The sequence below is a fragment of the Sphingopyxis indica genome, from assembly GCF_900188185.1.
In the GTDB taxonomy this organism is placed as follows: Bacteria; Pseudomonadota; Alphaproteobacteria; order Sphingomonadales; family Sphingomonadaceae; genus Sphingopyxis; species Sphingopyxis indica.
Map to the genome: position 1 here is coordinate 633,686 of NZ_FZPA01000001.1, position 13,418 is coordinate 647,103.

The 13,418-nt window shown below is 65.0% G+C and carries 13 protein-coding genes; 10 read left to right on the plus strand and 3 right to left on the minus strand.

Translation table 11 applies throughout. The annotated features are described in order from the left end of the window. Positions 1-108: 108 nt before the first annotated feature. From CHB69_RS02930 to CHB69_RS02955, 6 genes are all read left to right on the plus strand, one after another. Positions 109-1,971, plus strand: coding sequence for a 2-oxoacid:acceptor oxidoreductase subunit alpha (locus tag CHB69_RS02930; protein WP_089214439.1), 1,863 nt, complete (start codon positions 109-111; stop codon positions 1,969-1,971). Continuing rightward, entirely contained in the window at positions 1,968-3,014 is a 1,047-nt protein-coding gene (locus CHB69_RS02935) for a 2-oxoacid:ferredoxin oxidoreductase subunit beta (protein WP_089214440.1), read from the plus strand. The genes CHB69_RS02930 and CHB69_RS02935 overlap by 4 nt, the downstream gene beginning before the upstream one ends. 41 nt (positions 3,015-3,055) lie before the next feature. Beyond that, a complete protein-coding gene (locus CHB69_RS02940) occupies positions 3,056-3,460 on the plus strand; it encodes a GxxExxY protein (protein WP_212541880.1) in 405 nt (134 codons plus the stop codon). Positions 3,461-3,517: 57 nt separating this feature from the next. Then, positions 3,518-4,465 carry a metal-dependent hydrolase gene (locus tag CHB69_RS02945; protein WP_089214441.1) on the plus strand — a complete coding sequence of 316 codons (948 nt, stop codon included), beginning with the start codon at positions 3,518-3,520 and terminating at the stop codon, positions 4,463-4,465. Between the two features lie 86 nt (positions 4,466-4,551). Beyond that, positions 4,552-5,832, plus strand: coding sequence for an SAM-dependent methyltransferase (locus CHB69_RS02950; RefSeq protein WP_089214442.1), 1,281 nt, complete (start codon positions 4,552-4,554; stop codon positions 5,830-5,832). Positions 5,833-5,851: 19 nt separating this feature from the next. Next, positions 5,852-7,024 (plus strand): serine hydrolase domain-containing protein, encoded by a 1,173-nt coding sequence (locus CHB69_RS02955; protein ID WP_170935410.1) that lies wholly within the window; start codon positions 5,852-5,854, stop codon positions 7,022-7,024. Between the two features lie 39 nt (positions 7,025-7,063). Here CHB69_RS02955 and CHB69_RS02960 read toward each other — a convergent pair whose 3' ends face one another. The 3 genes from CHB69_RS02960 to purF form a co-directional block, all read right to left on the minus strand. Next, a complete protein-coding gene (locus CHB69_RS02960) occupies positions 7,064-7,456 on the minus strand; it encodes a hypothetical protein (RefSeq protein ID WP_089214444.1) in 393 nt (130 codons plus the stop codon). A 63-nt stretch (positions 7,457-7,519) separates the two neighbouring features. Next, a complete protein-coding gene (locus CHB69_RS02965) occupies positions 7,520-8,254 on the minus strand; it encodes an SDR family NAD(P)-dependent oxidoreductase (RefSeq protein WP_425442398.1) in 735 nt (244 codons plus the stop codon). 4 nt (positions 8,255-8,258) lie between these two features. Further along, the gene (gene purF / locus CHB69_RS02970; protein ID WP_089214445.1) at positions 8,259-9,716 is read right to left on the minus strand and encodes an amidophosphoribosyltransferase; all 1,458 of its coding nucleotides are present in this window, start codon (positions 9,714-9,716) and stop codon (positions 8,259-8,261) included. A gap of 145 nt (positions 9,717-9,861) precedes the next feature. Between purF and hisI the strand changes: the two genes are divergently transcribed. The 4 genes from hisI to CHB69_RS02995 all read left to right on the plus strand — a co-directional run bounded on the left by hisI (position 9,862) and on the right by CHB69_RS02995 (position 13,402). Next, positions 9,862-10,242 carry a phosphoribosyl-AMP cyclohydrolase gene (hisI, locus tag CHB69_RS02975; RefSeq protein ID WP_089214446.1) on the plus strand — a complete coding sequence of 127 codons (381 nt, stop codon included), beginning with the start codon at positions 9,862-9,864 and terminating at the stop codon, positions 10,240-10,242. Next, entirely contained in the window at positions 10,229-10,768 is a 540-nt protein-coding gene (locus CHB69_RS02980; protein ID WP_089214447.1) for a hypothetical protein, read from the plus strand. Before hisI ends, CHB69_RS02980 begins: the two co-directional genes overlap by 14 nt. Positions 10,769-10,836: 68 nt before the next feature. Beyond that, entirely contained in the window at positions 10,837-11,268 is a 432-nt protein-coding gene (locus CHB69_RS02985) for a MerR family transcriptional regulator (protein WP_089214448.1), read from the plus strand. A 334-nt stretch (positions 11,269-11,602) separates the two neighbouring features. Further along, positions 11,603-13,402: an acyl-CoA dehydrogenase C-terminal domain-containing protein gene (locus CHB69_RS02995; protein ID WP_089214449.1), complete on the plus strand. Its 1,800-nt coding sequence runs from the start codon at positions 11,603-11,605 to the stop codon at positions 13,400-13,402. Positions 13,403-13,418 lie beyond the last annotated feature (16 nt).

The window sequence follows — 13,418 nt, forward strand, 5'->3', positions numbered from 1 at the left end:
GGGTCGTTTCGCTTTGCGGCGCACAATTTTTTCTGAATTGCGGCTTGTCCCCGACAGGCCTAGGCCCATGTCACAGGTTCGCAAAGATTACGTAAGGCGGAATATAGAATGGCGACAGCGGTAGTGGACGAGGCGAAGACGCCCGACGTCCCCCTTTCGGATGCGGTGGTGGTGCGATTTGCCGGCGATTCCGGCGACGGGATGCAGCTGACCGGCGGTCAGTTCACGCTTTCGTCGGCCCTCGCGGGCAACGACTTTGCGACCTTCCCCGATTTTCCCGCGGAAATCCGCGCGCCGCAAGGGACGCTGTTCGGCGTCTCGGCGTTCCAGATCAATTTCGGGTCGAGCGAGATCGACACCGCGGGCGATGCCCCCGACGTGCTCGTCGCAATGAACCCCGCCGCGCTCAAGACCAATGTGCCGTCGCTCAAGACCGGCGGGCTCATCATTGCCGACGAGGGCGAGTTCAACGACCGCAATCTCGCCAAGGCGAAATATGAGTCGAACCCGCTCGAGGATGGCAGCCTCGCCAAATGGCAGCTCTTGAAGCTCAACATCAGCCAGGCGACGCTCGACGCGGTCAAGCCCTTCGGGCTCGGCAACAAGGAAGCGCTGCGCTGCAAGAATATGTGGACGCTGGGGCTCGCGCTCTGGATGTTCGACCGCGACCGCCAGCCGCTGATCGACTGGCTGAAGGCCAAGTTCGCCAAGGCGCCCGAGCTGGCTGACGCGAATATCGCGGCGCTCAACGCGGGCCATGCCTACGGCGAAACGGCCGAGCTCGCGGGGCCGCTCAAGCAGCATCATGTCGCGCCGGCGCCCGCCGAACCCGGCCTCTATCGCACGCTCACCGGCGCCGAAGCGATCGCACTCGGCCTCGTCGCGGGCGCGCAGCTCGCCGAGCTGCCGATGTTCTTCGGCGGCTATCCGATCACGCCGGCGTCGGCGATCCTGCATCATCTGTCGCGGCTCAAGGAATATGACGTCACGACTTTCCAGGCCGAGGACGAGATTGCCGCAATCTGCGCCGCGATCGGCGCGAGCTATGGCGGTTCGCTCGGCGTGACCAGCTCGTCGGGTCCGGGCATCGCGCTCAAGGGCGAGGCGATGGGCCTCGCGATCATGACCGAACTGCCGCTCGTCATCGTCAATTCGCAGCGCGGCGGCCCGTCGACCGGCCTGCCGACCAAGACCGAGCAGTCGGATCTCTATCAGGCGGTCTATGGCCGCAACGGCGACGCGCCGATGCCCGTGATCGCCGCGCGCTCGCCCGCCGATGCGTTCGAATGCGCGATCGAGGCGTGCCGCATCGCGGTGCAATATATGACCCCGGTGATGCTGCTCACCGACGGCTATATCGCCAACGCCGCCGAGCCGTGGCATGTGCCCGACCTGACCGCCTATGAACGCTTCCCCGTTCAGTTCCTGACCGAAGTGCCCGAAGGCGGCTTCAAGCCCTATGGCCGCGACGAAAAGCTCGCGCGTCCGTGGGTCAAGCCCGGCACGCCCGGCCTGCTCCACCGCATCGGCGGCATCGAGAAGGAAGTCGACACCGGACACATCAACTATGCGCCCGCCAACCACCAGGCGATGACCGACATCCGCAAGGCGAAGATCGACGGCGTCAAGGTTCCCGACCAGACCGTCGAACTCGGCGCCGAGGGCGGCAGGCTCGCGATCGTCGGCTGGGGCTCGACCTTCGGCCCGATCCACCAGGCGGTGCGCCGCAAGCGTGCCGAGGGCAAGGACGTCAGCCACGTCCATATCCGCCACATCTGGCCGCTGCCCGCCAACCTTGGTGAGCTGCTCAAGAGCTATGACAAGGTGATCGTGCCCGAGATGAACACCGGGCAATTGAAGACGGTGCTGCGCGATCAGTATCTGGTCGACGCAAAGCCGCTCAACAAAGTGTCGGGCCAGCCCTTCACCATCGCCGAAATCGAAGCCGCCATCGAGGAGGCCTTCCAGTGAACGAGATGACCACCATCGCCAAGACGACGCTCAAGGACTGGGAAAGCGACCAGGAGGTCCGCTGGTGCCCCGGCTGCGGCGATTATGCGATCCTCAAAGCCGTGCAGCGCACCATGCCCGACATCGGCACCGCGCCCGAAAACACCGTGTTCATCAGCGGCATCGGCTGCTCGTCGCGCTTTCCCTATTATATGGAGACCTATGGCTTCCACACGATCCACGGCCGCGCGCCGGCGTTCGCGACGGGGTTGAAGCTCGCCAATCCCGATCTCGACATCTGGATCGTCACCGGCGACGGCGACGGGCTGTCGATCGGCGGCAACCACACGATGCACCTGCTGCGTCGCAATCTCGATTGCCAGATCATGCTGTTCAACAACGAGATCTATGGCCTTACGAAAGGGCAATATTCGCCGACGAGCCGCGTCGGGACGACGACCCCCTCGACCCCCTATGGCTCGGTCGACCGTCCGGCGCAGCCTTGCGCCTTTGCGCTCGGCGCCGGCGCGCGTTTCGTCGCGCGCGGCTTCGACGTGTCGAAGGAATTGCCGAACGTGCTCAAGGCGGCGCACGCGCACAAGGGCGCGGCGTTCGTCGAGATTTTCCAGAACTGCATCGTCTATAACAAGGACGTGTTTCAGGACTTCGCCGCGCCGAAGGGCGCCGAGGACCGTCAGCTCTGGCTCCGGAACGGCGAGCCGATGCTGTTCGGTAGCGAGAAGTCGGGGGGCACCAAGGGCATCACGCTCGACAAGGATGCGCTCGAACTCAAGGTCGTCGATGTGGTCGATGGCGACTGGCAGGCGGCGGGCGTGATCGTCCATGACGTCACCAACCGCAGCGTCGCGCACATGCTCGTCGAGATGCGCTTCGGCGAATTCCCGATGGCGCTCGGCGTCCTCTACGACGATCCGCGGCCGAGCTTCGAAGCCGACGTCGTGCGTCAGAACGCCGCGGCGCGCGAGGGCAAGACCGCCGACCTGCAAGGCCTGCTCAAGAAGGGGCAGACCTGGACGGTGAAGGAAGGCGGGCCGGAGCTTTAGATTTTCGACTCGCACAAAGACACGAAGCCACAAAGGGGGATATGTTGGCAGGCGATGTCGAAGAATTGGCAAGCATTGCAATCGACTGCGGACTCTCACTCCACAAGGAGTTGGGACCAGGTTTGCTCGAAACCGTATATGAACTGCTGCTCTTCGAACTCATATGCGACCGCGGACTGCTGGTAGAACGGCAGAAGGTCGTTCCGATCCGGTTCCGGGGGCGTCTGCTCGACGAATGTTTTCGTATCGACCTGCTGGTGGAGGGGCGTCTGCTGATCGAATTGAAATCGACCGAACGGCATGCGCCTGTGCACGCCAAACAGGTTCTGACCTATTTGCGATTGATGGATTTGCCGCTCGGCCTGTTGATGAACTTTGGCGCACCGACTTACAAGGAAGGGGTCAAGCGCCTCGCCAACGATTATTATCGACCATTTCATTCATAGGCCGTCTTTGTGGCTTCGTGTCTTTGTGCGAGTATCGAATGACCGAACAAAACCGTCGTGGATAATCTGACCCACAGCCTTGTCGGCGCGGTGCTTGGCCAGATGGGGCTCAAGCGCAAGACCGGCCTGGCGATGCCGACGCTGATCCTTGCAGCGAACCTGCCCGATATCGACGCGGGCTGTGCGATTTATGGCGTCGAGTCGCTCGCGATGCGGCGTGGGATAACGCACGGGCCGATAGCCCTGCTGGTCCTGCCGCTGCTGCTCTGGGCGGCGATGCTTGCCTTCGATGCATGGCAGGCGCGGCGCGGCAAAAGGCCCGCGGCACGCCTGCCCTTGCACAAGGGGTGGCTGCTCGCGCTCGCCTATGTCGGTTGCCTCAGCCATCCCGCGCTCGACTGGCTCAACAATTACGGCATCCGGCTGCTCGAGCCGTTCAGCCATCGCTGGTTCTATGGCGACACGCTGTTCATCATCGACCTGTGGATATGGATCGCGCTGGGAGCGTCGGTCTGGCTGTCGCTGCGGCGAGAGCGCGGCGGCTCGGCGGACTGGACGCGCCCCGCGTGGATCGGATTTGCCGGGGTTTGCGCCTATATTTTCGCCAATGGCCTGATCACGGGACGCGCCGAAGCGCAGGCGGCCGAGCTGTTGCGCCGTGCAGGACAGGACAGGGCATTGGTCGTGGCGAGCCCGCCGCCCTTTGAGTTCTGGAGACGCGATATTTTCTGGCGCGGCAGCGGCTATTACGGCAGCGGCGTCTTCGTGCTTGGTGCGGGCGCGACCGTCGAGCCGGGACGTCCGACCGGGATGGGCGACATGCGGCTCCGCCTGTGGGCGAAGGCCGATCCCGCCGCGCGCGCCTTTCTCTTCTGGGCACGGATGCCGGTCGCGACGCCCGACGGCGATGCGATCGTGCTGACCGACCAGCGTTTCGCGCAACCTTTGACGCGGGGCAGCTTTATGGTGCGGGTGACGGCGCCGCAAAATCCCCGCTCCGAATGACGGCGCCGCGCGGCTTGCGGGCATGACGCCATGACACCGCGCGACAGGTGATTGTCACGTCGAAAGCTTTGCGGCAGGAAGGCAATATGAACACGCATGTCAGTCCGAAACGCGGCAAGGGCTTGCTGCGCGCCGACCGGGCGTTCCGTTCGGGCGGCGGGTTCGCGTGGCTGATGAAACATGCGCCGAGCGGGCTTTTTCACCGCATGCTCGACCGCATCGACGCCGGCCTCGATTCGGGGACGATCGAGGGGCATTTGCCCGACGGCAGCGTCCGCCTGCTCGGGGGCCGTGGCAAAGGCCCGGTCGCGATCGTGCATCTTCACAGCTGGGCGGCGCTCGTGCGCCTTGCCCTGTCGGGATCGGTGGGATGGTATCGCGCGTGGGACAAGGGCGAATGGTCGTCGCCCGACCCGGTGCCGCTGTTCGACCTGTTCATGCGCAACGGCGAAGCGCTCGGCGAATCGGGACGCGCGCGCGGGCCGTGGCGCTGGATGAACCGCCTCGCGCACCGGCTCAATCGCAACGATCGCCGCGGGGCGAAGCGGAACATTCACGCTCATTATGATCTGGGCAATGATTTCTATCGCTTGTGGCTCGACGCGGGGATGAATTATTCGAGCGCGCGCTTTGCGGCGCCCGATCAGACGCTCGAAGAGGCGCAGGCCGCGAAGGTCGATGCCATCCTCGACCGGCTCGACCTCAGATCGGGCAGCCGGCTGCTCGAAATCGGTTGTGGCTGGGGCGCGCTCGCCGAGCGTGCGGTCGAGCGCCACGATGTGCTCTATACGGGTATCACCCTTTCGCCCGCGCAGGCGGAGATCGCCGCAGCGCGATTGCAGGCGGTCGATCTTGGCGGGCGTTCGCGGATCGAGCTTTGCGACTATCGCGATGCCCAAGGACCCTATGACGCGATCGCGAGCGTCGAAATGGTCGAAGCGGTGGGCCAGGGCTATTGGCCCGCCTATCTCGACGCGATCGCGCGCCTGCTGCGCCCGGGGGGCAAAGCGGCGATCCAGTATATCCTGATCGACGACGCGCTGTTCGAGCGCTACGCGCTGAGCAGCGACTTCATCCAGGCCTATATTTTTCCGGGCGGCTGCCTGATTTCGGAAAGCCGGTTTCGCGCGCTCGCCGAAGCGCGCGGCCTCAAGTGGCGCAACGTGCGGCGTTTCGGCGGCGACTATGCGGAAACGCTGCGCCAATGGCGCGAGCGTTTCGACGCCGCCGTCGCGGGCAATCAGCTGCCCGCGGGTTTCGACGAGCGCTTCGTGCGGCTCTGGCGCTATTATCTGCAATATTGCGAGGGCGGCTTTCGCGGCGGCGGCATCGACGTCGCGCAGGTCACGCTCGAAAAGACGGGCTGAAGCAGCAGGGGAGAGGATAGTGCGACGAATTTTGGCGGCGGCGCTTCTGTGCGCGGCGGCGGCGGGCGGTTCTGACCCCGCCTACACCCAGACGAACGATAAATTACCGGAGGATCTGAACGTGCTGTTTTGGAGCCAGGATCAACGCGACGCCGCTTTCCGCACGATGGAGAGCGTGCCGAAGGTGGTCGTCCATACCATCAAGGCGGGCGGCAACGCCTATCCGATGCCGCAGGGCGCGCCGATCGACCTCGGTGTCGATGTCGATGCCTATATGGCGAGCCAGCGCAACGCCGGGCTGATCATCGTTCAGGACGGGAAGATCCGGCTGGAAAAATATGCGCTCGGCTATGGGCCGGAAGGGCGCTGGACGAGCTTTTCGGTCGCGAAGAGCTTCACCTCGACGCTCGTCGGCGCGGCGGTGAAGGACGGCTATATCAAGAGCCTCGACGACAAGGTTTCGGCCTATATTCCGGGGCTTGAGGGTTCGGCCTATGACGATGTCAGCGTGCGCCAGCTGCTGACCATGACCTCGGGCGTCAAGTGGAACGAGGATTATACCGATCCCAAATCCGACGTCGCGCAGTTCAACCTGCAAAAGCCCGTGCCCGGCGAAGACATAACGGTCAGCTATATGAAGAGCTTGCCGCGCGAAGCTCCGGCAGGGTCGAAATGGGTTTACAAGACCGGCGAGACCAATTTGATCGGGGTGCTCGTGTCGAGCGCGACCGGCAAGACGCTGTCCGATTATCTGTCCGAAAAGGTGTGGAAGCCGTTCGGGATGGAACAGGACGCGGTGTGGATGCTCGGCGCCACGGGGCACGAGATCAGCGGCTGCTGCATGTCGGCACGCCTGAAGGATTATGCGCGTTTCGGCCTGTTCATCCTCGGCGGCGGCGTCGCGGGCGGCGAGAAGGTACTGCCCGACGGCTGGCTCGCGGCGGCGACCACCAAGCAGGCCGATATCGACCAGCCGGGGCGCGGTTATGGCTATCAATGGTGGACCAACGACGACGGCAGCTTCGCCGCGCAGGGGATTTTCGGCCAGGGCATTTTCATCGACCCCAAGCGCCGGCTGGTGATCGCGTCGAACGGCAACTGGTCGACCGCGACCGATCCCGAGGGCGTCGGATCGGCGCGCGAGGCCTTTTACAAGGCGGTGCAGGCGGCGGTCGACGCGGAAGCGCGATAGTTTCCATTCGTAGCCCCAGCTTTCGCCGGGGCGACGAGTTCAGGCGGTCGCCGGCACCGTCGCCGATACGCGCTGTGCCATCCACGCGGCGGCCAGCGGGACGATCACGCCCAGCGCAATCATCCACCATGTGTCGCCCAGCGTGGCGGCGCGGTAGAGGCCCGCGCCGATCACCGCGCCGGCGACGATCCAGCCCGCGCCGGGGTTCGCCGAGGCGCGCATCGCGAGCCAGCCGCCGGCGAAGGTGCCGGCGAACCAGCCGACAAGCAGCGCGACCGTCGCGCCCGCCGGGATCAATATTTCGCCGGTTTCGACGTCATAGACCTCGGGCGAAATCTCGCCCCCCGCATATTGCGCGATCCAGATCAGCGCGAAGGCGACGAAAATGCCGACGATCGTCGCGACGAGGAAACGCAGGAAGGTGCGGGCCATGGCTGAAATCCTTGCTGAAACGCGTTTGTGCGGCTCGCCTAACGCGGGAAGGCAAAGATCGCGTTAAGCCTCTTCCATCACCTTGGGAAGCTCGTGGAAATCGGTGCTGTCGAAACCTTCGATCATCAGCTTCGCGACGAACGCACCGACCGTCTCCGGGTCCTTGATGCTCTGCGGGTCCTCGCCCGGATAGGCGCGCGCGCGCATCTGGGTGCGCGTCGCGCCGGGGTTGAGGATCGCGGTGCGGACGTTCGAGATGTTGCGCATCTCGGCGCCATAGCTCGTCACCAGCGCCTCGAGCGCCGCCTTCGACGCCCCATAGGCGCCCCAATAGGCGCGTGGGGCACGCGCGACGCTGCTCGACAGCGCGAGCAGGCGGCCGTGCGCGGCGCGGCGGAGCAGCGGGTCGAAGTTGGCAATCAGCGCCTGCTGCGCCACGACATTGAGCGTCAACAGCCTGTTGAACTCCTTGCCGTCGATCGCTCCGACCGGCGTGAGCGTGCCGAGCATCGCGGCGTTGAGCACTAGCATGTCGAGCTGCTGCCAGCGCTCGGCCATCGCGCTGGCGAGCCGCGCGATGCTGTCGCCGTCGGTCAGGTCGAGCGGGGCGATCGTCGCGCTGCCGCCCGCCGCGTGGATGCGATCCTCGAGCTCTTCGAGTCCGCCCGCCGTGCGCGCGGTGATCACGACATGCGCGCCGCGCGCCGCGAGCGAATAGGCGATCGCGGCGCCGATGCCGCGGCTCGCGCCGGTGACGAGCGCGACCTGGCCGGCCAGTTCTTCAGACATTTTGGTCATTTGGTCAGACAACCCGTTCGGCAAGCAGCGAAAATTGATCCTCGAGCGCATGTTCCTCGAAATCGGTCAGCGTCGTCGGATAATCGCCGGTGAAACAGGCGTCGCAATATTGCGGGCAGCGTTCCTGGCGCTTGCTTTCGCCGAGCGCGCGGTAGAGGCCGTCGATGGTCAGGAAGGACAGGCTGTCGGCGTTGATGAAATTCGCCATCTGGCCGACGGTCATCTGCGCCGCGAGCAGCTTCGCGCGTTCGGGCGTGTCGACACCGTAGAAGCAGCTGTGCGACGTCGGCGGGCTTGCGATGCGCATATGCACTTCGGCGGCGCCGGCTTCGCGCATCATCTGCACGATCTTGAGGCTGGTGGTGCCGCGCACGATCGAATCGTCGATCAGCACGATCCGCTTGCCCGCGATCAGCGCGCGGTTGGCGTTGTGCTTCAGCTTGACGCCAAGGTGGCGGACCTTGTCGCCGGGCTGGATGAAGGTTCGCCCCACATAATGCGAGCGGATGATGCCGAGTTCGAACGGGATGCCCGATTCCTGCGCATAGCCGATCGCCGCGGGCGTGCCCGAATCCGGAACCGGGATGACGAGGTCGGCCTCGACCGGGTTTTCGCGCGCCAGCTCGGCGCCGATCGCCTTGCGCACCGAATAGACGCTTGTGCCGTCGACGATCGAATCGGGGCGCGAGAAATAGACATATTCAAAGATGCACGGCCGCGCCGGGCGCTCGGCAAAAGGATGATGCGAGGTCAGTTGTCCGTCGCGGATGATGACGAGCTCGCCGGGTTCGACCGAGCGCACGAATTCGGCGCCGACGACGTCGAGCGCGACGGTTTCGGAGGCGAGAATATGCGCATCGTTCAGCTTGCCGATGACGAGCGGGCGGATGCCGAGCGGGTCGCGGCAGCCGATCATGCCCTCGGCGGTCAGGCAGATCAGCGAATAGGCGCCCTCGACCTGTTTCAGCGCGTCGATGAAGCGGTCGATCAGCGTGCGATAGCTCGACGTCGCGACGAGGTGGATGATCACCTCGGTATCGCTGGTCGATTGGAAGATCGAGCCGCGACGGACCAGAATCTTGCGCAGCGCCGCGGCGTTCGAGATATTGCCGTTATGCGCGACCGCGAACCCGCCGGTCGCGAGGTCGGCGAACAGCGGCTGGACGTTGCGCAGCGCGGTCTCGCCCGTCGTCGAATAGCGGACATGGCCGATCGCCGCGGCGCCGGCGAGCTGCCGCATGATGTCGTCGCGGTCGAAATTGCCCGCGACATGACCCATCGCGCGGTGCGTGTGGAATTCCTTGCCGTCGAAGGCGGTGATGCCGGCGGCCTCCTGACCGCGATGCTGGAGCGCGTGGAGGCCGAGCGCGACCACCGCGGCGGCGCTGTCGGCGCCATGGATACCAAAGACGCCGCACTCCTCACGGAGCTTGTCGTCGTCGAAAGGGTGGGTCGTCAGCATGTCGATCCAGAATATGTTGGGGGCGGCAACTGCCGCGCATATAGGAGCGCCGAGGCCAAATGTCGCCCCCCCAATTTGGACTCTTTGATGACAGGCGCGATGCGAGGGGTGACAGCACCGCCATTGGTGCCGTAAAGCCGCGCGCATGGAGCAGAATAGGGACAGCACCGACCGTTTCCTGCCGCGCTTCGATGCCGCGGGTCTCGTCACCGCGATCGTCGTCGATGCGGATACGCGCGCGCTGTTGATGGTCGCGCATATGAACGCCGAGGCGATCGAGCGGACGCGCGCCACCGGTCAGGCGCATTTCTGGTCGCGATCGCGCCGGGCGCTGTGGCGCAAGGGCGAGACGTCGGGCAACGGGCTCAATGTGGCCGAAATGCGCGTCGATTGCGATCAGGACGCGCTGTTGCTCGTCGTGCATCCCGCGGGCCCTGCCTGCCACACGGGGCGCCGGTCCTGCTTCTATCGCCGGATCGACGCGGACGGGGGCCTGACCTTCCTCGACGACGATGTGCAGGGCTAGCCTGCCGTTTTTGGCTGCGGTGTTCCTGCTCGGCGGCTGCGACCGGGCTTCGACTGCGGATCGAGAAAAGGCGGTCGACGCGCGCAGTCCGCTGGAAATCGCGGCGCGCGAGCGCGGCGTCGTTCAGCCCGAGTCCGAGGAGCTTACGGGCGTTTTCGAGCGCGCCCACGATCTCGGCCGCGATGCGATGTGCGTCGTGCCCGACGGCGAGGGGAGGTGGCGCTTCGCACTGACCGCAGCTTTCGGCTCGCGCCTTGCGTGCCGGGCACATGGGGACGTCACGCGCGACGGCGACGAATGGCGCCTGAGCTTTGCCGGCGTCGACGATTGTGCGGTGACGCTGCGCGAGGACGACGACGAGTTGCGATTGCCCGGACGCCTGCCCTCTCAGTGCGACAGCCTCTGTCCCGGGCGCACCACGCTTGCCGGGTTGCGTCTGCCGCGCGCGAGTTGGTCGGCCGCCGATGCGAGGGGCTTGCGGATGCGCGATGGACAGGGCAATATCGTGCAACCCTGTGCCGACTGAGCCGCGGCATTTCCCTTCATCCCTGCGAGCCTTGACGTTCACGTCAACGGAAACTAATCCTGATGCTTATGACCGAAGAATACGGCCACGCTCATATCGACACGCCCGATCATCTGGGACGCGAGCAGTACAGCATCACCGACCTGTCGACCGAATTCGGTGTCACGGCCCGGGCGCTGCGCTTCTATGAGGACGAAGGGCTGATCAGCCCGTCGCGCAAGGGGCTGTCGCGCATCTATTCGAAACGCGACCGCGCGCGGCTCGCGTGGATATTGCGCGCCAAGCGCACCGGTTTCAGCCTGGCCGACATTCGCGAGATGATCGACCTTTACGATGTCGGCGACAATCGCAAGCTGCAGCGGCAGGTGACAATCGAGAAATGCCAGGAGCGCATCGCGCTGCTGCGCCGCCAACGCGACGACATCGACAGTGCGGTCGAGGAATTGACGCGGTTCATCGAAACGGTGAAAAAGGTCGAGGCAAAGAGCCTGAAGCCATGAGTTTGAACTACCTTGACGGAGCCGATTTTAGCCCAGTGCAAGGCGCGAGGAGAGGTGCGATGCGGCCCATCGTGCCCGACGAGCAACGCAGCAATGGGCCAAAAGCGGCCCGCCCCTCCGGGGTTGCACTGCGAAGCCCGCCGGACGTCGTCGCGGGTCTTGCACGGGCTCCCGGCCCGCGCGGCGCCCCGCTCCTCGCCGGCGGGCTTCGCAGTGCAATCAAGGTAGTTCAAACTCATGGCTTCAGGCTCTAAACAAAAGGCCGGCTGACCCCGGACCCTCCCCGGGCAAGAAAAGCGCACCCTATCCATCTGATTTATCGGAAAGATTTTTCATGCCCGTCTATCGCGCTCCCGTCAAAGACACGCTCTTTCTGTTGAACGAAGTGCTCGGCATCGAGCGCTATGCGAACCTCCCGGGTTTCGCCAATGCGACCCCCGACATGGTCGAGGCGGTGCTGACCGAGGCGGCGAAATTCTGTGAGGAAGTGCTGTTTCCGCTCAACTATTCGGGCGACCAGCAAGGCTGCACGCGCCACGACGACGGTTCGGTGACGACCCCCGAAGGGTTCAAACAGGCCTATAAGGCCTATTGCGAGGCCGGCTGGCCGCTGCTCAACCAGCCCGAGGCTTTCGGCGGGCAGGCGCTGCCGCACGTCGTCGGCTTTCCGGTCGAGGAATATCGGATGGCGGCGAATCAGGCCTTCGCCATGTATCCGGGGCTGACGCAGGCGGCAGTGTCGGCGCTGCTCGTCAAGGGATCGGACGAGCAAAAGGCCAAATATGTGCCGAAGATGGTGTCGGGCGAGTGGGGCGGGACGATGAACCTGACCGAGCCGCAGTGCGGCACCGACCTCGGCCTGATCCGCACCCGCGCCGAGCCGCAGGCCGACGGCAGCTATGCGATCAGCGGCACCAAGATCTTCATCTCGTCGGGCGAGCACGACCTCACCGACAATATCATCCACCTCGTGCTGGCGAAAACGCCGGGGGCACCCGACAGTTCGAAGGGGATTTCGCTGTTCATCGTGCCCAAGTTCCTGGTGAACGACGATGGTTCGCTCGGCGCGCGCAATGGCGTGTCGTGCGGGTCGATCGAGCACAAGATGGGCATCCACGCCAACGCGACCTGCGTGATGAACTACGACGGCGCGACCGGCTGGCTCGTCGGCGACGAGAATAAGGGGCTCGCCGCGATGTTCATCATGATGAACGCGGCGCGGCTCGGCGTCGGCATCCAGGGGCTGGGTCAGGCCGACATCGCCTTTCAGAACGCGGTGCAATATGCGCAGGACCGCCGCCAGGGCCGCGCGCTGACCGGGCCGCAGGACCCCGAAGCCAAAGCCGACCCGCTGTTCGTCCATCCCGACGTGCGCCGCATGTTGATGGACGGCAAGGCGGTGGTCGAAGGGCTGCGCGCGCTTTGCCTGTGGGGCGCGTTGCAGGTCGATCTGTCGCATATGGCCGAGAGCGAGGAGGAGCGGCAGCAGGCCGACGACCTCGTCAGCCTGCTGACCCCGGTGATCAAGGGCTATGGCACCGACAAGGGCTATGAGGTCGCCACCAACGCGCAGCAGGTGTTCGGCGGCCACGGCTACATCGAAGAGCAGGGGATGAGCCAATATGTCCGCGATGCCCGCATCACGATGATCTATGAAGGCGCGAACGGCGTTCAGGCGATGGATCTCGTCGGGCGCAAGCTCGCGCAGAATGGCGGGCGGGCGGTTCAGGCGCTGTTCGGACAAGTCGATGCCGAATGCGCCGCGGCAAAGGACGGTGCGCTCGGCGACTTCGCGACCCGGCTCGAAAAGGCGAATGGCGAGCTCAAGGCCGCGACGATGTGGTTCATGCAGAACGGCATGACGAACCCGAACAACGTCGGCGCCGGCGCGCATCACTATATGCACATCATGGGCATCGTCGCGCTGGGCCTGATGTGGCTGCGCATGGCCGAAGCCGCGCAGAAGGCGATTGCCGAGGGCCGCGGCGACAAGGCCTTCCTCGAAGCGAAGCTGATGACCGCGCGGCATTTCGCCGAACGCTTCATGCCCGACGCGGGCGCGCTGCGCCGCAAGATCGAGGCGGGCAGCGAGGCGATGATGGAATTGGCGCCCGAGCAATTCTTCGCCGCCTGAGCCGTTTTTCACGCAA